This is a genomic window from Streptomyces sp. CBMA291, assembly GCF_014596525.1.
Classification (GTDB): Bacteria; Actinomycetota; Actinomycetes; order Streptomycetales; family Streptomycetaceae; genus Streptomyces.
Genome location: NZ_MSJP01000104.1, coordinates 86,838 through 106,767 on the forward strand (window position 1 = coordinate 86,838; position 19,930 = coordinate 106,767).

The window sequence follows — 19,930 nt, forward strand, 5'->3', positions numbered from 1 at the left end:
GATACGGACGTGAAGTGGTCGAGCATCTGACGATGATCCGGTCGCAGCGACGGGCCTCGGCCCTCGTCGGAACAGTGGCCGTATCCCACTACGCGCAACCGGCGGGTGCACGCCGTTTGCTTCCCGACCTCCCCGAAATCGCCCCCGTCCGCGACCGGTTCACCGGCATCGCCCGGGACCGACTCGGGTTCGACGACGCCCTCTCCCTCGACGGGGAGCGTGCGGAGGGCTCGGAGGGAGCGGGGCGCGCGGGGAGCCAGGGGTACACGGGAGGCCAGGGGGGTGCAGGGGGCCAGGTGGGTGCAGGGGGCGCCACCAGCGCGCGGGTGCGGTCGGGGCTCGACGCGTTCCTCTCCCACGGCGCCGAGCGGAAGATCCTTTACTGGGCGGGGCACGGCTACGACCTCGGCCCCCTCGGCTACTTCCTGGCCTGCGAGGACTCCTGTACCGACGGCCGGTTCGATCCGGGGCGCGCGATCGCCCTGACCGAGCTGGTCGACCGACTGCTGAGCCCCGGCGCCTCCTCCCACATCCTGCTGGTCGTCGACATCCGCCTCGCCGCCGGGAAGTTGCCGGGCGCTCTCGACCGCGCCCTCTCGGCCGGCCGGGAGCGCGTCGGCCGTGCACGACGGGACGGAGGGGGCGGATTCGCGGCCGTCGCCACGTGTGGATTGGGCGCGGTGGCACCTGGGAGCCGTTGGGTCGACTGGCTCGAAGAGGCCTTGTCCGTACCGGAGTTCGTCGCGGGGGACCGCTCCCGTCCCTTCGACCCGGCCGCGCCGTACCTGCCGGTGCCGTATCTGCTGGAGGCCCTGGACGGTGCCGCCACGGCCTCCGGCATCGACGAGCCCGACAGGCTCCCCTCGTACCGTGAAGTACGCGCCCTGCCAAACGACTTCCTCGACAACCCCTACCGCGCGGAGCCCCGGCGCGCGGAGCCGACCACGGCGGTCCTGCGCGACCGGTCCCCCTGGTTCGGCGCCGAGCGGTTCGGTCTGGAGGACGACGGCGGTCATCCGCGCCGCCACTTCGCCGGGCGGCAGGGCTCCCTGGACCGGGTGGTGCGCTGGATGGACACCCACCCCCGAGGGCTGCTCGTGGTCACCGGACCCCCGGGCAGCGGCAAGACCGCCCTCCTCGGGCGGCTCGCGCTCACCTCCCTCCCGGCGTGGCGTGACGGTCAGCGGCCGGAGCTGCCGTCGTCCGCCCTCCCGCGCACGGGCACGATCCACGCGGCGCTTTCCTGCCGGGGCCGGTCCCTGCACTCGCTCACGAGCGCCCTGTGGCAGGTGCTCGCCGGGCTCGACGGCATGGCCCCGCCACCGGCGGGCCCGGCGACGCCGGACCGCTGCCACCGCGCGGTGGAGCGGCTCGTCGGCACCTCGGGCTCGCTGAACCTGCTCTTCGACGCCCTCGACGAGGCCCTTCCCGAACAGGCCCACGAGATCGCGCGCCGCCTCCTCAATCCGCTCGCCGCGCTCCGGGGCGTCCGGGTGGTCGTGGCGACCCGCCCCCGGCCACGGCGCCGGGCCACCGTCCAGGGTGCGGAGGAGAGCCTGACCGACGCGCTCGACCAGAGCGTCGCCCCGCTGGTCCTCGGCGACGACGAGGAGGCGGGCGAGAGCATCGCGGGCATGGTGGCATCGGTGCTGGCCGAGGCACCCGCGTACCACCGCGAGGAGGACCGGGCGTGGATCGCCCGGACGGTCGCCGCCCGCAGCCGGGGTTCCTTCCTGGTGGCCCGGCTCGCCGCCCGTTACCTGGCGCGGCGGCGCTGGGCCATGACCGGGACCGAGCTGGCCCGCTGGATGGACGAGGGCCGGATGGACCTCGGCAAGCGGTTCGGCGAGGAGATCGGGCACCTCGCCGGACAGCGCGGTGCCGAGCGGGTCGAGGAGATGCTGCGCCCGCTCGCCGTGGTGCAGGAACCGGGGCTCGCCCGGCGCGGCCCCTGGCTGGCGCTCGCCAACGCCCTGCGAGACGAGGGAAGTTCGGAACTCACCCCGGCCGATCTGCACCGGATCGGGATCGGCGCGGGCGGTGACCTCGTCGCACGGCAGCTGCTGCCCGGCGGCCAGGACGTCTCCTTCCATCTGGCCCACCCGGACTACGGGCCGCAGTTGCTGCGGCGGGCCGGACTCGACCCGGCCGAGGCGCACTCCAAGGCCGTCGCCGCGCTGCGCGAGCGGGCGGCGGAGGGCTGGCGGCACGCGGACACGTACACGCTCGGGCTTCTCGGCGCCCATGCGGCCGAGGCGGGACCCGGTCATCTGCGGGCCCTCTTCGAGGACATGGAGTTCCTGGTACGGACCGACCCCGCCGTCATGGTGCCGCTCGCCTCCGCGCTCGCCCGCGACTGCGACGGGGCGGCGCTCTACGCGCGCGTCGGCGAAGCCTTCCGAGACCTCGGCGTGCCGGAGCGGCGGGCGCTGCTGCGGGCCACCGCGTTCGTGAGCCACCGGGAGACCACGTACGCGCTCCTCGACCGGGACGAGGACTTCCTGCCCTGGCAGGAGTACTGGACCGATCAGCCGCCCGAGCCACTGGAGTGGCGGCTGCCCGCGCCGCTCGGCGGGGCGCACACCCTGAGCTGGACCGCCGACCCGGACGAACAGCGGTCCGGAAACCGTCTCGTGGCAGGCGGTCGCGGTGAAGTCCTGCTCCTGGAGCCGGAGTCGGGACTGCGGCTGCTGACCCGTCGTACGCACGGATCCGAACGGTCCCGGGGCGAAACCCTCGCGGAGGTACGGGAGGTGGGGGCGGGTCCGTACCGGACGACCGTCGCCCGCGACGACCGCGCCGTCCACTTCTGGCGGTCGGACGCGCGGCGGCCCGAGTACGCCTACCGCTGGGGCGGCGCGGTGCGGACGCTCGCGGCGGTCGAGCGGGGCACGGAGACGCTGGTGTGGGCCGCCGACGGGCGGCACCTGTGGATGTGGCGCCGCCGGCACGACTCCCCGGACGGGCAGGACGAGGGCCTGGCCGACATCCGCGTGGCCGACACCGAACGGCTCGCCGCGCTGGTCCTCGGCCGTCGGGTGTTCCTCCTCGCGGCGGGCCGACGGGCCGTGCTGCACGAGGTCGACCTCCGGGTACGGGGCGGCCGGGGGCTGCTGCGTGCCGGTATCGACCTCGGGGCGCTGGCCCATCCGGCGGTGGCGGCGTGCGCGCTCGACGTACCGGCGCCGGACGGGCGCCGGCAGGGCTGGCTCGCGGTGGCGGACGGCGGGCGGGTGTCGGTGTGGCTGTGCGAGACGGACGACCGGGCGGGCGGCGCGCCTCTCGACGCGTCCCCGGTGCACGTCTTCGCCTCGGCGGCCCGGGGGTTGACCTTCGGGCGGTACGGCGACGTGACGCTCCTGGCCGTACAGGAGGGGCCGACCGTCCGGGTCCTCGACCCCGCGGATCCGGACCGCGAGGCCCGGTTCGCGCTGACCGCGCCCCGGATCGGCGCGCTGGCGTTCGAGCCGAACGGGCGGGGGGTGCTCGCGGTGGCCGACGGGCCCCACATCCGCATGCTGGAGGTGGCGTCGGCGCTGGGCACGGGCCGCGGTCTGCCCGGCCCCGGCCATGAGCAGCGGCCGCAGGTCGCACTCGCCGAGGCGGGCGGGGAGGCGCCGCTGCTCTGCCGGGTGCGGGGGAACCGGGTGCTGGCGTCCCGGCCCCGCCGGGGCGCCCCCGCGTCACTGCCCGCCCTCGCCTTGACCCATGTCGACCAGGTGACCGCGGTCCGCGCGGCGCGGTACGCCGGGGGGTGGGTGGTGGTCGCGGCGGCCCGGCGGACGGTCCGGCTGTGGCTGGTGTCCGAGGAGCTTTCCGTACGAGCCGAGCACGATCTCGAACTCGGCGGCGACACCGGGAACATGGTGACCGCGTGGGGCCTGACCGTGGACGCGTCCGCCGGTCGCGTCCGCCTGTACGCCCCCGACCGGCAGGGCGTCGCGTACGCGGAGCTGCCACTGGACGGGGCGCGCGGCTGGCGACGCGGCGGCGCCGTACCCGCGGGACCGCGCGTCTGCGGGGTGGACGCCCGGACCATGACCGACGGCACGACGTGGCTGGCCGCCGACCTGGGACACGCGATCCTGCTGTGGGAGCACGGAGACGAGGGCCTGACGGAGACACGCCGCATCGACTTGCCGGGCCGCGGGGACACGGGCCCGCAGACAGGCAGGTTCACCCTGGGCGAGCGGTACGACCCGGAGAAGGCGAAGTCCGTACCGCTGCTCGCGTGGGCCGACGCGGGGACGGTCGGACTGGCCGGGTGCACAGCGCCGACCGACGACCGAAGAACCCTCCCGGGGGACCCCCGCGCGATCACCTCACTCCTCTTCACCGGCCCCCCGGAGCACCCCCTGCTCCTGATCTGCGACGAACACCACGCACCTGCGGTATGGGACGTACGGGCCGAAAGCTGGCGGGGCGGGGCGGGCGAACGGGGCGTACCGGGTCGCGGCTACCCGGTACGAGCGGTGGACGCGGCGCGGGAGGGGGGCGGCCTGGTGGTGGCGCTCCAGGGCGATCACCGATGCGACCTGATCCGGTTGCCCGAGGGGCTTACGGGAGGGGGTCAGGCCCGTCGTCCCTCCGAGTCCCAGCACAGCCCCGTCCGGTCGCCCGGTACCGCGTGCCGCCCTAGCTGATCACCCGTCAAACCCACCGGCCCCTCCGCCCGCAGGCGGCCGTTCGGCATGCGGTCCCCTCCGGGCCTCGGCGCCCACGCGAGTGGTCCATTGGGATGGTTCGGGCTCGGCTCCAGGGGCTGGGGGCTCAAGTCGTCGTGTCCGGTGGTCCGAGACAACAGGCATGGACAGAGAAGAGCAGGACAGCCGACCGGAGTCCGACGAGCGTGTGACCGGGGAGGACGAGGCCCCGGAGGGGGCTGACGCGGCCTCCCGGCAGCGGGGGACGAAGGTGTTCCTCGGGACCGTTCTGCACTTCACCGATGACCCTTGGGTGCCCGGTCACGAAGGCGAGGACGACCCGGAGGCGTATCACCTCCACGACCCCGGCGCGCTCGTCGTACGCGATGGCCTCGTCGTCTGGGCCGGGGACCTCGACGCGTGCCCCCGGGAGTTCGTCGACCACGGTCACGTCGTCGACCACCGCGGCTGCCTGATCGTGCCCGGCTTCGTCGACCCGCACATCCACAGCGGGCAGGTGGACTCCATCGCCAGCCCCGGAGGTCAACTCCTGCCGTGGCTGCGGGACTACATGTATCCGGCGGAGATGAAGTTCTCCGATCCCGACTACGCCCGCGCCGCCACCGCCTTCTTCCTCGACCGGCTCCTGGAGTCGGGCACCACCACGGCGTGCGTCTTCACCACCACGCATCCACAGGCCACCGACGCCTTCTTCACCGAGGCCCATCTGCGTCGGCTGCGCATGGTCTCCGGCAAGCTGCTGATGGACGACGACAACGGCGGCACGGTGCCCAAGGACTACCTCGATCGCAGCGTGGAGGAGGCCGAGGAGGAGAGCCGCAGGCTCATCGGGAAGTGGCATCACACCGGTCGGCTGCGTTACGCCGTCTCCCCCCGGTTCGCCCTGACGTCCACCGTGGCGGCGCTGCGCATGGCCGGGAACCTCTACCAGGAGGCCAGGCACACGGATCGGCCGCTGTGGGTGCAGTCGCACCTCGCCGAGAACCTCGACGAGGTGAACCGGACGGTGGAGAAGTTCAAGGAGCTGAAGCCCCGTTCCTATCTGGACGTCTACGACAAGTGCGGCCTCGTCGGACCTCGCAACATGTGGGGCCACTCCGTGTGGATCGACGACGCCGACCGTTATCTGCTCGCGGACTCCCAGGCGGGCGTGGCCTTCAATCCGACGTCCAACTTCTTCCTCGGCAGCGGCCTGTTCGACCTGGACCGCGCCGGTCACGCCCGGGTCCGCGTGGGGCTCGGCACCGACGTGGGCGGGGGCACCAGTTACTCCATGCTCCAGACCATGAACGAGGCGTACAAGGTCGTCGCCCTCGCCAACACCTTCCCCAAGCACCTCGAAGAGAAGGACCGCAAGACCCTCACCGCGCTGCGCGCCTTCTACCTGGCCACGCTCAGCGGCGCCCGCGCGCTGCACCTCGACGAGCACATCGGCAGCTTCCAGCGCGGCCGTGAAGCCGACTTCGTCGTCCTCGACTGGGCCGCCACTCCCCTCCTCAAGCGCCGCACCGAGGCGGCACGGACCTTCCGTGAGCGGCTCTTCGCCCTCGCCACCCTCGGGGACGACCGCGCCGTCAAGCAGACCTACGTCCTCGGCGAGCCCGCGCGACCGGGCCGCCAGTCGTCCGACTCGGCGCCGTCCCCATGGGGACGGTGAGTGTCCGCTCCGTCGAACCGTGCCCCCTTCCCCGGTGGCGCATCCTCCGGAGCCGCCTCTTCGGCATCGCTCCGGGGCTCCGTCCCCCCGCAGCCGTACGGCCAGCGGGCCGGCACCCGTGCCACCTGGGGCGGAGGACACCTGCGCGATCCTTTAGGCGTATTGTTTAGTTACCGACGATATGCGCCGTGTGGGGTAGGTGTCCTATTTCGCGGCTCGACTTCAAGCACGGCGCGCACAGGCTGACGAAGGGGTCAGAGCAAAGTGAAGGCTGCGCGCTACTACGACCGTGGTGACATCCGTATCGAAGACGTCCCCGAGCCCACCGTCCAACCGGGCACGGTAGGAATCGACGTCGCGTTCTGCGGGATCTGCGGAACGGACCTGCACGAGTACCTCGACGGGCCGATCTTCGTTCCGCCGGCCGGCCACCCCCATCCCGTATCGGGCGAAGCCGCTCCCGTGACCCTCGGCCACGAGATGTCCGGCACCGTCTACGCGGTGGGCGAAGGCGTCGAGGGGGTCAAGCCGGGCGACCGCGTCGTCGTCGAGCCGTACATCCTCCGCCCCGAGGTCGACACCAGCGAGAACAACCCGACCTACCACATCTCCCCCGACATGAACTTCATCGGGCTCGGCGGTCGCGGCGGCGGTCTCGCCGAGAAGATCGTCGTCGAGCGCCGGTGGGTGCACCCGGTCGGCGACGTCCCGCTGGACCAGGCGGCCCTCATCGAGCCGCTCTCGGTGGGCTACCACGCGTTCCAGCGCTCGGGCGCGAAGGCGGGCGACTTCGCCCTCGTCGGCGGCGCCGGTCCCATCGGGCTGCTCACGTGTGCCGTTCTGAAGGCGATGGGCGTCGAGGTCGCGGTCTCCGAACTGAGCCCGCTGCGTCGGCAGAAGGCCCTGGACGCCAAGGTCGCCGACCATGTCATCGACCCCGCCACCGCCGACGTCGCCGAAGAGGTCCGGCGGCTCACCGACGGCAAGGGCGCGGACGTCGCCTTCGAAGCCACGTCCGTCAACGTCGTCCTCGACACACTGTTCGACGCCGTGAAGGCGGGCGGCGTGATCACGGTCATCTCGATCTGGGGCAAGCCCGCTTCGATCGACATGCAGAAGCTCGTCCTCAAGGAGGTCGACCTGCGCGGCACCATCGCCTACGTGAACTCCCACCCGGAGACCATCAAGCTCGTGCAGGAGGGGCGCATCGACCTGGCGCCGTTCATCACCAAGACGATCGGTCTCGACGACCTGGTGAGCGAGGGCTTCGACACCCTGATCCACCACAACGAGACGGCCGTCAAGATCCTGGTCGACCCCCGCGCCTGACCCAGGGACGGGAAAGCGGCCACGCCCGGAAGCCTCGGGCGTGGCCGCTCGTACGACTCCGAAGAGCGACCGGCTCCGAACCCTTTACCGGGCCGGGCTCGCTACCGGGTCGGCTTCGCTGCCGGATCGCTTGCGCTACCAGCTCGGGCGCGCGACCGGCTCGGATCCGCTTCGCCGTACCCGTCAGGCCGATCCCACGGCCCGGGGGTCCACCCGGGCCAGCTTGAGCGTACTGAGCGCGATCAGGGCGAGGCCCGCGCCGATCGGCACCAACCACCAGCCGGTGCTGACCACTTCCTTGTACAGCGCGACGCCGAGAGCGAGGCTGACGAGCGTGTCGCCGAGCGTCAGCGCGGGCTGGGACGCCGAGATCGGGCCCGCCTGTAGCGCGTTCTCCAGCAGGAGGATGGCCAGGACGCCGCAGAGGGCGAACCCGTAGGTCTGCCACACGGTCAGGAACGCCGTGAACCCGTGCGCGGAGAAGGTGTTCGCCGCCGACTTCATCAGGGCGGCCGTGAGCGCGTTTCCCACCGCCGCCGCCGATCCCAGACAGGCGGCACGCCGTGCACCCGGTGAAAGGCGTCGGGCGACGGCCACCAGACCCGCCATGGCACCCAGGCACAGGACGAGTGCCGGGACCCACGAGACCATCGGCGCCTGGGAGTTGCCGCCGTGCGGACGTGCGGCGATCAGCACCACGGCCAGTCCGGCGACGATCGCCCCGATCGCCCGCCAGCCCACCGGGGGGATGCGTCGGCGGAGTACCCGTGTTCCGATCATCAGGGCGAACGGGAGTTCCAGTACGAAGACGGGTTGGGCCAGTGCGAGAGGTCCGGTGACCAGGGCGAGGGCCTGGAAGACCGCCGCCAGCGCGACCGCTCCGATACCGGCCGCCCACACCGGCTGACGTGCGAGGTCGACGAGGAGCCGGGGGCGGAGGGCATGGTCGGCGGGCGCCCTCAGCGCGGCCTTGCGTTGAAGCACGGTGCCGGTCGCATTGCTCAGCGCGCCGAGAAGCGCGAGCAGAACACAGAGGACGAGCAAGGCGGGGCACCTCCGGGTTTCTTCGACGCGTACCAGAAGAAACGCGACGGTTTCGCGCCGGTCGACCGTCTCCTCCGCCCTGCATACACCCGGACGCCGCCGATGACGGCCTTGTCGAGTTCGGCATCCGTGTGAATGACGATGCCGACGGCAATTTCGGTCCAGAAAGAATGCGGCGGGAATGGATGAGGGCTCTTCGCCTTACGGTTCTCCCCGCATGCGCGCGTCGGCCGGCTCGGACAGGCACACCGGATCGGCCGCGACGCGGGTTTACGCGGACCGGCCGTCAACGGACCATGGACCGACCGCCGACGCCTACCGGCTACCGGCTACCGACCCATGACCGATTGCCCGGGGCCCCCGCCCGAGCGGCTACGGGTCAGAGCCATCCGCGTTGTGCGGCCTTCACACCGGCCGAGAAGCGGCTGTGGGCGTCGAGTCTCTCCATCAGCGCCGCCATCGTGCGGCGGGCGCTGCGGGCGGAGATGTGCAGACGGGATGCCACCGCCTCGTCGGTCAGCCCCTCCCCGGCGAGCTGGAGCACACCGCGTTCGAGGTCGGAAAGGCCCGGCTGGGCGGGCTCGGAATCGGCGCCGAGAGGCGTCGAATAACTCCACACCCGCTCGAACAGCGAACGCAGCGAGGCCACCACACCGGGGCTGGTCAGATAAAGGATTCCGGCTCTGGTGTTCGCCGGATCCAGAGGGACGAGCGCCGCCTGCCGGTCCACCACGATCATGCGGGGAGGAAGTGCGGGGGCGGTACGGAACTCGCCGCCGTGATCGGTCAGCCATCGGGCGTGGTTCAGCGTCGGTTCATGCTGGCGAATGCTTTCCAGCGCGATCGTACGCATGGGAACTCCCCGGGCCAGGACCTGAGCGTCGTTTCGACGGGCCGCCTCAAGAGCCGGGGCGGAATGCCCTCCACCGGGCATGAGCGTAAGGATTTCCACCGAAGCCTGCTCGGCCAGGAGTTCGAGCCGCTGTTGTACGGCGTCCATGCCGGACAGCTTCTCCACCTCGGCCACCGTTCGGGCGGGCTCGGGGGCGAGGGCGATCCGGCTGATCATCCGTGTGACGGCCGCGTGCTGCTCGGCCATCCGCAACTGCTGCCGGGCGAGGTCGTCTTGTTGATGCTGGAGGACGATGCGGAGCAATTCGTCCCGCCCGACCGCCTTCACATGGCCGGGCCGGTCGTAGGAGTCCCGTATCAGACGCAGCTCGAACAACGCGTCCAATGCCGACCGCACTTCGGCTTCGGTGAGACGCAGATGACGGGCGAGATCGATCACCCCCCACGTACTGTGTTCGACCATCGCCTGGTAGACGGACTCATGGACTGCCTGAAGCCCGAGCATGCCGAGCACGGGTCCCCCACTCATCGATGATCCCTCGGAATTCACGCGTGCCGCACCGGCGTGTCGCCTCAATCGACTGCATTCTGCACGGACGGGATGGAGATTGCACGAGGCGAGTTCGGCCGGGGTGGAAGGTGGCCGGATATTTCCGGGACGGCGGGGTGAGGCACCCTGATCGGAAGGCGTGCCGGAGGCCGGTTCGGAAGCCGTGGCGGAAGCGTCCTGGACGCTTCCGCCACGGCTTCGCCTCTGTCCACGGCCGGTTCGGCGAGGCCAAGCTGTGGTCACCGGGACAGCGGTCGGCCGACAGCCGGAAGCGCCGCTCGGACCGGTGTCGTCGTCTTCTTCGTGCGTTGTCCTGACAGGGGGATCCATCATGGCGGTCGTCGGTCGCAACACGGTTCCGGTCTTCTCCGCGGTGACCGTCGCAGGTCCGGCGCGGGCCGTCGGAACCACGGTCGCCAAGGCCCACCAGAGCCTCCTGGCCGGGACCGTCGCCGCAGGCGGCCCCGGCAGCCTCATCTGGGACTGACCGCACCACCACGTCCATGCGCCTGACGCTGCTCGCGATCGCGTACGACGGCCCCCCGCAGCGGCAGGCGCCCTCCCGCACGCAGGTCGTCGCGTCACTGCTCGGGACGCCCGAGAGTGACGCCGGGCCGCTCCCGACGGGCACCGACCACGACACCGACGTGTTCCTTGAGCACGTCAGCGTCAGCATCGGCCCCCGCCGCATCGTCCTCGGCCTCTTCAGCCGAGGCACCGCGAACGCCGCGAACGCGCGGCACACTCTGACGGCCCTGGTCGAACGGGCACTCGCGTCCGGCGAGGCCCTCTCCGGCTGGCGGATCGATCCCGGGGTGTTCCCCGGCGACCTCCCGTAACGGGCCCCGTACATCAGTTCCTCACCGACGGCGACCACTGGGCTTCGGACTTCGGGCTTCGGACTTCCGGCTTCCGGCTTCCGGCCTCCGGCCTCCGGCTTCCGGCTTCCGGCTTCCGGCTTCCGGCTTCACCAGGTCACCCGTACGGCTCTCTCCTCATCGCCCCTTCTCAGACAAGGAGCACCATGAATCTCAGGCATGCCTTCACCGCCGCCGCCCTCGCCGGCGCCGCGACCCTCTCCACGCTCGCCATGGCACCGACGGCCCAGGCCGCCCCGAACAACCCCAACTGTCTTGGGGCGCGGGCCTTCTGCCTCTGGTACAACAGCAACCAGAGCGGCTCGGTCGCCGGTTGGGACCTCAGCACGGGCTTCCGCGGCTTCGCCAACCTCGCCACCGCGGGAGCGTTCCTGACTCCCGGCGCGGGCCAGGGCGTCTCGGTGAAGAACAACGCCGCCTCGGCGACCTACCAGTACCCCGGTGTCTGCTATGGCAACGTCCAGGTCTTCTACAACAGCAACTGGATGGGCGCGTCCGACACCGTCCCGGCCTGCGGAAACATCAACCTGGTGGCGACGAAGAACAACGACGCCTCGTTCCTCGTGAACGGCTGACCGTCAGCCGATGGCCGGGTGGCCGGTGGCCGGTGAAAGCCGACTGGTGACCGCGGAGAGAGGGTCACAGCCCTCTGAACGGTGACCACTGAGCAACGACCACCGAACGCGGACCATCCCGCCGGGCCACCCTCCAGGGGGCCCGGCGCCTGGCACCCGTACGCACAGCCTCCGGATCCCCCCTACCCCACTCACTCCCCTTCCCCCCGCCCGTCCAGCGATCGCGAGGTCCCCATGCTCCGGTTCCGCGCTCCCGTGGCCGTCGTGGCCGCCGCCTTCGCGGGCTGTTTCCTCACCTCCTGCGCCGCTCCGCAGAGCCCCCCGGCACCCTCCGGTTCGGCTGCCGAGGACTCCGTTCCGCGCGCCACCCTGACGGGGCCGCTGGAGGACCCCGGGGTGGCACTGCCACTGGACTCCTACTTCCTTTCCGCCGCCGACAACGCCCTCACCCATCGGGCACTCGACTCCCTGGTGGCAACCTGCATGCGCACGGCCGGACTTCAGGCTCCCGCGACTCGACCGCAGTCCACTCAGCCGCCGCGCCACGCGCGCCGGTACGGCATCGTGGGCACCGGCACCGCGCAGGCGATCGGCTACCACCTCCCCGCAGACCGCTCGTACGCCGATCCCCCGCTGTCGGCCGCCCAACGGGAGGCTCTGGGCGGCACTCCGGGCAGGAAGACCCCCGGTCCCGGCGGCGCGCCGCCCGAGGGCTGCGTCGTGGCGGCCGCACGCCAGATCACCGGCACCGACAGCTACCCGGTGGACGCCGAGGTGGTCCGCCGGATCAATGTCGACTCCTTCGGCGAGTCGCTCGACTCACCCGAGGTCCGTCGCGTCTTCGCGGACTGGTCCCGTTGCATGAAGGCATCCGGATACGGCTATTCCAGCCCCTTGGAGCCCTCGTTCCGTACCGCCGAGGTGTCCCAGGACGAGCGCCGCACCGCGCTCGCCGATGTCTCCTGCAAGAAGAAGACCGACCTCGTACGCCTCTGGAACTCGGTCGAATCCACGTACCAACGGCGGCTCATCAGCCACAACGCCTCGCAGCTCGCCGAAGCCGGCAAGGCCCGGCACCGCATGCTCGACCGCGCGACCGCCGTGCTGGCCCCGGCGGCGGCAGCAGCACCGGCGGCACCGGCCAACCGCTGAGGCGAGCGACGACCGGGGGCGCGCCGGTGGGGCAGAAAGCCCATGCCTTCCACCGGTCGGAGTGAACGGCTGGTTGTGGGTATTCCCGTCGGGGCGTACTGCCGGTACACCTGGAAGGCACTGTTTCGGTGCGTTGGATCCGGCTTGTACGACTCTCGTGGATGGGCTGATGACCGAGCAGGGAACTCCGCTTACGTCCGTTTTCTATCGCCGTGACGGGCTCGATCCAGGACCGGAGCTTCGTGCCGCACAGCGCGAGGAACCGGTCCGCCACGTCCAGGACTTCTGGCTCTACACGACGGGCGAGTACTGGCTCGTCACGCGGCACGCCGACGTACGCCGTGTGCTGGCGGACTCCGAGACGTTCGCCATGCACGACCCGGACCGCTCCCGGATCCTGCCGCCGGAGCTGCTCAACGCGGACGCGCCCGAGCACACCCGTCTGCGCCACGTCCTGGCACCCGAGTTCACCGTGAAGCGGGTACGCGGGCTGGAGCCGATGATCACGGCTGCCGTGGACGGTCTGCTCGACGGCATGGAGTCCACCGGAGCCCCGGCGGATCTGATGAGCGCCTTCGCCCTGCCTCTTCCGGCCATGGTGATCTGCGACCTGCTGGGTGTGCCGGTGGAGGACCGGGAGGACTTCCAGCGCCGGGCCAGGATCTCGCTGGATCTCAGCCTTCCCATGGAGCAGCGGCTCGCGGCGAACCAGCGGTCGCACGACTACATGGCCGTACTGGTCGAGGGGAAGCGGCGGAACCCGGACGAGCGGCTGATCGGCAGGCTCATCCGGGAGCACGACGACGCCGTCTCGGACGACGAGCTGGTCGGCGTCGCGGACATCCTGCTGCTCGCCGGCCACGAGACCGTCTCCAATATGATCGGCCTGGCCACCCTGGCCCTGCTGACCCATCCCGAACAGGCGGCACGGCTGCGCTCCGCCGCCCCGGACGATCCGGTGATCGGCACGGCGGTCGAGGAACTCCTGCGCCATCTGGCCGTCTCCAGCACCGCGCTGGCCCGGACCGCACGACGGGACACCGACATCGCCGGCGTCGCGATCAAGGCCGGTGACCAGGTCGTCTGCCAGCTGCCCGTCGCCAATCGCGACCCGGCGCTCGGCACCGGCATGGACCACCTCGACATCGAACGCGAACCCGTCTCCCACCTGACCTTCGGCCACGGCGTCCACCGCTGCCTGGGCGCGTCACTCGCCCAGGCGGAATTGCGCGTCGCGCTCCCCGCACTCCTGCGCCGCTTCCCCCGCCTCGCCCTCACCTGCGCTCCCGAGGACCTCCCCTACCGGCACAACCACGAGGTCTACGGGCTGTACTCGCTGCCTGTGACCTGGTGATCCACGGCCCGAGGCGGGTGGCGCGTCGGGGGTGAGGGAGCAGGCGTCCCCGACAGCCCAAAAACGATCGAGGGGCTGCTTCGGATCTCTCCGAAGCAGCCCCTCGATCTACGACTCTTTCGAGTCGGGACGACAGGATTTGAACCTGCGACCCCTTGACCCCCAGTCAAGTGCGCTACCAAGCTGCGCCACGTCCCGATGCCCGTCTGACCTGGGGTTTTCCCTGGCCGTTCGTGCATGAGAACAATACCGCACTTTCCCCGGTGGTCACGAACCCCTTTCCGGGAGGCCGGAGCGTGTACGCTCCGTGACGGTTCGGCTTCGGAGTCAGAGCAGGCCGTCTTCGCGGCGGTGGATCTGGTCCATCAGTTCGGCGGCCATCGCCTTGATCGTCTCCAGGCCCATGCGGCCCCAGGCCCGTACCTCGGTGTCGAAGACGCACACGGCGCCGAGCGCGGTGCCCGTGCGGTCGATCAGCGGGGCGCCCATGTACGAGCGGACGCCGATCTCGTCGACCACCGGGTTTCCCGCGAAGCGCGGGTAGTCGCAGACGTCCTCCAGGACCAGGGCCTTGCGCCGTACGACCACGTACGGGCAGTAGCCCCGGTCGCGGGCGAGCGAGCGGCCCAGGTGACCGGCGGCGGCGCCCGCCGCCGCCGCGCCCAGGTCGCTGCCCGAGAGGGTGCCCTCGGGGGTGTGCATGCCCGCGAAGAACTGCCGGTTCTCGTCGATGAAGTTGACCATCGAGAACGGCGCCCCGGTCGCCTCCGCGAGGCGCCGGGCGAACGCGTCGAACGCCGGGTCCGGCCGCTCCCCCAGGCCCAGTTCCCGCAGTCGCCGCGCACGGGCCGAGGCCTCTTTGTCCACCGGGTTCAGCAGGAGGTGGCCCGTCGGGTCGTACGTCATGGCATGGCTCCGTAGCTCGGCACGCCGGCCGGGACATGGGTGAGCAGATACTGGACGAGGGTCAGCAGGGTACGGATGCCCGAGCTGGACATCCGGGCGTCGCAGAGGACGACCGGCACCTCCGGTCTGAGGTCGAGGGCGGCCCGCACCTCGTTGGGCTCGTAGCGGAAGGCGCCGTCGAACTCGTTGACCGCGACCACGAATTGGATGCCTCGCCGCTCGAAGAAGTCCACGGCGGAGAAGCAGTCCTGGAGCCTGCGGGTGTCGACCATCACGACGGCGCCGAGGGCGCCTTCGGAAAGCTCGTCCCACATGAACCAGAAGCGTTCCTGCCCCGGGGTACCGAAGAGGTAGAGGATGTGCCGGGCGTCGAGCGTGATGCGGCCGAAGTCCATCGCGACGGTGGTCGTCGTCTTGGACTCCACGCCCTCCAGGCTGTCGATGCTCGCGCTGACCGAGGTCAGCAGTTCCTCGGTGCTCAGCGGCGCGATCTCGCTGACGGCGCCCACGAAAGTGGTCTTACCCACCCCGAACCCGCCCGCCACCAGGATCTTCAGAGCGGTGGGGAAGGCGTCGGCCGCGGTACCGCCGCGGCGCTCAGAGCCGTCGTCGTAGACCATCGAGCACTGCCTCCAGCAAGGAACGGTCGGTCGGATGGGCGTTGAAGCGCGGTGCGCGGGTGGTGAGCGCCCCGCAGTCCACCAGGTCGGAGAGCAGGATCTTGGTGACCACGGCGGGGAGCCGTAGATGTGCCGCGATCTCGGCCACCGAGGTGGGCCCGTCGCACAGCCCGAGGGCCAGGCTGTGCTCGGGCCCCAGATGCGTCCGGGGCGAGGAGCCGGTCGCCATCACCAGGGACAGCAGGTCCAGTGCGGTGGTCGGCTCGGTCCGGCCGCCGCTGACGGTGTACGGGCGGATCAGCCGCCCTGCCTCGTCGTCGAGCCAGGGTCCTTCGTGAGGGAATGTCACGCGCGCTGCCCGAAGCCGCCCATCACGCCGGCCGGCTGCCGCGCAGGGGTGACCAGGTACGGCCGGACGCTCTTGACGAGCATCGCCATCTCGTACCCGAGGACGGCGGCGTCCGCCTCCCGCCCCGCGAGGACCGCGAGGCAGGTGCCGGAACCGGCCGTGGAGACGAACAGGAGGGTGGAGTCCAGCTCCACGACCACCTGCCGGACCTCGCCGCCGTCGCCGAACCGGGCGCCCGCGCTGCGCCCGAGCGAGTAGAGCCCGGAGGCGAGGGCGGCCATGTGGTCGGCGGCGTCGGGGTCGAGACCGTGGACGGATTTCACCAGCCCGTCGGAGGAGAGCAGAACGGCGTTGCGGGTGTACGGGACCCGCTGGACGAGTCCGCTCAGGAGCCAGTCGAGATCCGAGGAATGGCCTGTCGGTACATGGCTCGCCATGGTGCATCTACTCCTTGTGCGCGTCGCCTGGGTGCGACGGATCGTGGGGGGTGGGCTGGGATTCGGCGAGACCGATGCCCCGCTGGAACGCGGCCATCAGACCGGGGTCGTGCAGGGCGGGCTCCTCGTCGGTGCGGGTCAGGGGCTCCTCGCGCAGCTGGGGTGCGAGGTGTTCCTGGGCGCGTCGCCGGGGAAGCAGGGGCCTGCCACCGGCCTCGGACGCTGTGGGGAGCGGCGTGAGGAGGGAGGCGGGCGGGTCCGTACGCACGTCGTCGGCCGCCCGTGCCGGTGTCACGGGGGTGCTCCCGGTCTCCCCGAATCCGCCGGCCGACGGGGTGGGGGCGGTGGCGGTCGGGTCCGGGTGACGGCGGGGGTCGGGCGTGCGGGTGGGGTGCGGGTAGTCGTGCGACTGGGGGGTGGGGCCGGTGTGACCCGTGAGGCCGGTGGGACTGGCGGAGCCGGTGGGACCGGCGGGACCGGTGGGGATTCCGAAGCCGTTCGATGGGGGGTTGACGCGGCTGGGGTCCTCGTACCCGTTCGACGGAGGGGCCGGGCGGGTCGAGCCCTCGTAGCCGTTCGACGCGGGGGTGGTACGGGTGGGGCTCTCGTAGCCGTTCGAGCCGGAGGTCGTACGGGACCGGTCCTCGTAGCCGCTCGGTGCCGGGGTCGCGCGGGTGGGGCTCTCGTAGCCGTTCGGCGTGAGGGTGGTGCGGGCCGGGTCCTCGTGGCCGTTCGTGCGGGTGGGGGGTGGTGTCGTCGCCGCGTCGGGGCTCGTGGGGGCGGGGCGGGGCCGGGGCGGTACGGGGGTGCCGGCCGGGGGTGTGGACCGGGGTTGCACCGGGGAGGAGAGCGGCGCCTGCGCCTGGTGGGGCACGGGTGCCGGGGTGGTGGTGTGCGTGGGGGTCCGGTGCTCGTGCGGGGTGAGGGTCTCCGGGTCGGCGCCGAGGAGGGCCTGGGGCACGATGAGGACGGCTTGGACCCCGCCGTAGATATTGGACTGGAGGCGGGCGGTGATGCCGTGCCTGCGGGCCAGGGCCGAGACGACGAAGAGGCCGATGCGTCCGTCCTGGAGCAGATGGGCCGCGCTGACCTGTTCGGGGTCGGCGAGCAGGGCGTTCATCTTGGTCTGCTCGGCGGCGGGCATGCCGAGGCCCCGGTCCTCGACCTCGATCGCGAGTCCGGCCGCGACGTACTGCGCGCGGAGCAGCACGGTGGTGTGCGGTGCGGAGAAGAGCGTGGCGTTCTCGACGAGTTCGGCGAGGAGGTGGATGACATCGGCCACGGCGTGGCCGCGGAGGGTGCCGTCGATCGGGGGGACGAGCTTCACCCGGGGGTACTGCTCGACCTCGGCGATGGAGGAGCGCAGCACCTCGGTCATGGAGACGGGGTTCGACCACTGGCGGCGGGAGACGGCGCCACCGAGCACCGCGAGGTTCTCCGCGTGCCGGCGGACGCGGGTGGCCAGGTGGTCGACGTGGAACAGGCCCTTGAGCAGCTCGGGGTCCTCCACCCCGTTCTCCAGCTCGTCGAGGAGCTGGATCTCGCGGTGGACGAGGGACTGGAGGCGCCGGGCGAGGTGGACGAAGACCTCGACCTTCTGCTCGTTCCCGGTGCCGCCGGAGAGCTGTGCCGCCTGGACGACTGCGGCCATGGCGGCCTCGTGGGAACGGGTCAGCTCCCGGGCGAGCAGGTCGAACTCGTCGTCTCCCGAGGTGTTCGCCGGCAGGGTGGAACGGGCCGGGATCTCCTCTCCCTTGCTCAACTGTTCGACGGCGGTGCGGAGTTCGGACTGTGCCCGTGCGCTGGAGCGGCGCAGGGCCTCGCAGCGGTCGCGTACGGCTCTGGCGGCCCGGCACGCACCGAGCGCGGCGGCCGTCACGGCGGCGATGGTGAACGCGCCCGCGCCGCCGAGCGCCGTCCAGAGGTCGCGGGTGATGCCGCCTCCGGTGGAGCGGATGGTGAAGAGGACTACCGCCGCCCAGCCGAGCGCCACCGCGACGGCGGGGAGCACGGAGGCGCGCAGCAGCTGAGGACGTATGCGGGCTTCCGTGATGTGCGGCGCGGTGGGCTGCGTCTGGGGGGTGTCGCCGTTGCCGGAGGTGGAGCGGGCGCCTGACCGGCCGTGCCGCCCACCCTCGCGTCGATCGGAGCGCGGGGAGGGTGCGCGAAGTTGAGACATGAGTGTCCTTGGTACGTGCCCAGGAATCGGCGTTGCGGAGGGGGGTCGCTGGGTGGTTCTGCACGGAATGTACGACAGAGTGCGGTGACCCTACGACCATCACTAACCACACAGTGTAGTCGTCAACCAGTCATGTGCAGCGCTCAGTTGGCAAACTCACCCGTAGGGGCTTGCCTATCTGGTATTGGCGCTCGTACGACATATGAAGAAGCGGCGGCTGAAAGTGCATCACATGGCCGGGAAATGTCGCTGAAAGGAGCGAACTGCGGCAGCCGCGGGGGCCGTCACACCTGCGTCCGCCAGGGACATCGCGCCGGAGCGGGACCCCGGGCGGTGGCCCGGGTCCTTCGACGGGGTCCCGGCACCCGCGATCGTCTTCGATTTCGCCTCGGCCGTCGGCGTGTCGGGGCCCGGATCGTCACCTTGGGTGACGGCCGGGAGCGCCCTGGCCGTCACCGTTGCGCGGCGGTCGCGGCCCGATTCCCGCCGGTCAGACCGGTTCGGACCGCGGCCGTCGGCAGCGGGCCCGTCAGCCGATCCGGTCCGGTCTCCGGTGGGGGTACGGGCCCGGGGCGGGGGTGCCGATGCGGGGCTCGGGGCGCCGTGCCGCCCGGCAGTCCCCGATGAGCCGCCCGCGTGTGGCGGACCGGCTGCGGAGTCCTCCACGACCGGCTCCACGGGGCCGCCGCGCTCGGCCGGGGAGTGGCCGATGGTCATCTCCTCGATGCGGACGTCCGGATCCGCGACATCGACGTCCGGATCCGTGGCTTCGGCCAGGAGGCGGGCCGGTTCACCCGTCTGGTCCCCGACGGACATGCGCACGGCGGTGAACCGGGACGGTTTCCGGCCGTGTTCGCCGGGCGGGCGGCCATGGCCGTTCCCGCCACGGCCCCACAGCCGGGGCTCGCTCCCGGCGATACGGGTGACGCCTCTCAGCCCTTGCTTGGCGAGGCGGGATGCGTCGACCGGGAGACGTCGGCCGGGATGCGTCGGCCGGGATGCGCTCCGGGTACGCCGCCATGAGGCGTCGACCGCGTTGACCGCGTCGACCGCGTCGACCATGCTGATCACCTCGTCCGCATCGAGAGGCGCATCGTCTTGGGGGTTCAACTCGACGCCTCTGGTGGCGCGTTACGCGACCTCGCGTAGTAAGAAGTGTGGCCGCGCCGGAAGGGGCAAGGGGCAGCACAGGCGGCCGAAGGGCGGGTCTCCGCCCCTCCCGCACGGGCGGAAGAGCAGAGACCCGTCCGCGTGGTCACGTGGAGGGTGTTGCTGTCTTGCGTCGGGTTGAGGCGCGGAGTGCGGCGGTGAGGGTGAGGGCCAGGGTGGCGATGGAGATGGCGGTTACCACGTAGAGGCCGGAGTGGTAGCCGGTGAGTGTCGA

15 protein-coding genes and 1 tRNA gene are annotated in these 19,930 nt (G+C 71.6%); 8 read left to right on the forward strand and 8 right to left on the reverse strand.

All coding sequences use genetic code 11. The features are described 5' to 3' along the window. The first annotated feature begins 296 nt into the window (after positions 1–296). From BU197_RS31115 to BU197_RS31380, 3 genes are all read left to right on the forward strand, one after another. Positions 297–4,643 carry an AAA family ATPase gene (locus BU197_RS31115; protein ID WP_317452238.1) on the forward strand — a complete coding sequence of 1,449 codons (4,347 nt, stop codon included), beginning with the start codon at positions 297–299 and terminating at the stop codon, positions 4,641–4,643. A 163-nt stretch (positions 4,644–4,806) separates the two neighbouring features. Next, positions 4,807–6,321, forward strand: coding sequence for a guanine deaminase (gene guaD / locus BU197_RS25105; RefSeq protein ID WP_188270580.1), 1,515 nt, complete (start codon positions 4,807–4,809; stop codon positions 6,319–6,321). A gap of 264 nt (positions 6,322–6,585) precedes the next feature. After that, positions 6,586–7,650: a 2,3-butanediol dehydrogenase gene (locus tag BU197_RS31380; protein ID WP_188270581.1), complete on the forward strand. Its 1,065-nt coding sequence runs from the start codon at positions 6,586–6,588 to the stop codon at positions 7,648–7,650. Between the two features lie 183 nt (positions 7,651–7,833). Here the strand turns inward: BU197_RS31380 and BU197_RS25115 are convergent, their stop codons facing one another. Both BU197_RS25115 and BU197_RS25120 read right to left on the reverse strand, forming a co-directional pair. Then, on the reverse strand, positions 7,834–8,694 hold the full coding sequence (locus tag BU197_RS25115; RefSeq protein WP_188270582.1) for a DMT family transporter: 861 nt from the start codon (positions 8,692–8,694) through the stop codon (positions 7,834–7,836). Positions 8,695–9,073: 379 nt separating this feature from the next. Then, positions 9,074–10,051, reverse strand: coding sequence for a helix-turn-helix transcriptional regulator (locus BU197_RS25120; RefSeq protein ID WP_223183540.1), 978 nt, complete (start codon positions 10,049–10,051; stop codon positions 9,074–9,076). Between the two features lie 376 nt (positions 10,052–10,427). Between BU197_RS25120 and BU197_RS25125 the strand changes: the two genes are divergently transcribed. The 5 genes from BU197_RS25125 (at position 10,428) to BU197_RS25145 (ending at position 14,055) form a co-directional block, all read left to right on the forward strand. Then, the gene (locus tag BU197_RS25125; RefSeq protein ID WP_188270584.1) at positions 10,428–10,583 is read left to right on the forward strand and encodes a hypothetical protein; all 156 of its coding nucleotides are present in this window, start codon (positions 10,428–10,430) and stop codon (positions 10,581–10,583) included. A gap of 16 nt (positions 10,584–10,599) precedes the next feature. Further along, positions 10,600–10,935: a hypothetical protein gene (locus BU197_RS25130; protein WP_188270585.1), complete on the forward strand. Its 336-nt coding sequence runs from the start codon at positions 10,600–10,602 to the stop codon at positions 10,933–10,935. A gap of 185 nt (positions 10,936–11,120) precedes the next feature. Then, positions 11,121–11,549: a hypothetical protein gene (locus tag BU197_RS25135; protein ID WP_188270586.1), complete on the forward strand. Its 429-nt coding sequence runs from the start codon at positions 11,121–11,123 to the stop codon at positions 11,547–11,549. 234 nt (positions 11,550–11,783) lie between these two features. Continuing rightward, on the forward strand, positions 11,784–12,701 hold the full coding sequence (locus tag BU197_RS25140) for a hypothetical protein (RefSeq protein ID WP_188270587.1): 918 nt from the start codon (positions 11,784–11,786) through the stop codon (positions 12,699–12,701). A 169-nt stretch (positions 12,702–12,870) separates the two neighbouring features. Beyond that, the gene (locus tag BU197_RS25145) at positions 12,871–14,055 is read left to right on the forward strand and encodes a cytochrome P450 (protein WP_188270588.1); all 1,185 of its coding nucleotides are present in this window, start codon (positions 12,871–12,873) and stop codon (positions 14,053–14,055) included. A 124-nt stretch (positions 14,056–14,179) separates the two neighbouring features. On the opposite strand, the gene BU197_RS25150 is transcribed toward BU197_RS25145, so the two are convergent. The 6 genes from BU197_RS25150 to BU197_RS25175 all read right to left on the reverse strand — a co-directional run bounded on the left by BU197_RS25150 (position 14,180) and on the right by BU197_RS25175 (position 18,546). Next, a tRNA-Pro gene (locus BU197_RS25150) sits at positions 14,180–14,253 on the reverse strand. A 129-nt stretch (positions 14,254–14,382) separates the two neighbouring features. Then, on the reverse strand, positions 14,383–14,961 hold the full coding sequence (locus BU197_RS25155; RefSeq protein ID WP_188270589.1) for a GAF domain-containing protein: 579 nt from the start codon (positions 14,959–14,961) through the stop codon (positions 14,383–14,385). Beyond that, on the reverse strand, positions 14,958–15,581 hold the full coding sequence (locus BU197_RS25160) for a GTP-binding protein (protein ID WP_188270590.1): 624 nt from the start codon (positions 15,579–15,581) through the stop codon (positions 14,958–14,960). Before BU197_RS25160 ends, BU197_RS25155 begins: the two co-directional genes overlap by 4 nt. After that, positions 15,559–15,930, reverse strand: a complete 372-nt coding sequence (locus BU197_RS25165; protein ID WP_188270591.1) for a DUF742 domain-containing protein — start codon at positions 15,928–15,930, stop codon at positions 15,559–15,561. Before BU197_RS25165 ends, BU197_RS25160 begins: the two co-directional genes overlap by 23 nt. Next, the gene (locus BU197_RS25170; RefSeq protein ID WP_188270592.1) at positions 15,927–16,367 is read right to left on the reverse strand and encodes a roadblock/LC7 domain-containing protein; all 441 of its coding nucleotides are present in this window, start codon (positions 16,365–16,367) and stop codon (positions 15,927–15,929) included. The genes BU197_RS25165 and BU197_RS25170 overlap by 4 nt, the downstream gene beginning before the upstream one ends. A 7-nt stretch (positions 16,368–16,374) precedes the next feature. Further along, positions 16,375–18,546, reverse strand: a complete 2,172-nt coding sequence (locus tag BU197_RS25175) for an ATP-binding protein (protein ID WP_188270593.1) — start codon at positions 18,544–18,546, stop codon at positions 16,375–16,377. Between the last annotated feature and the right edge of the window lie 1,384 nt (positions 18,547–19,930).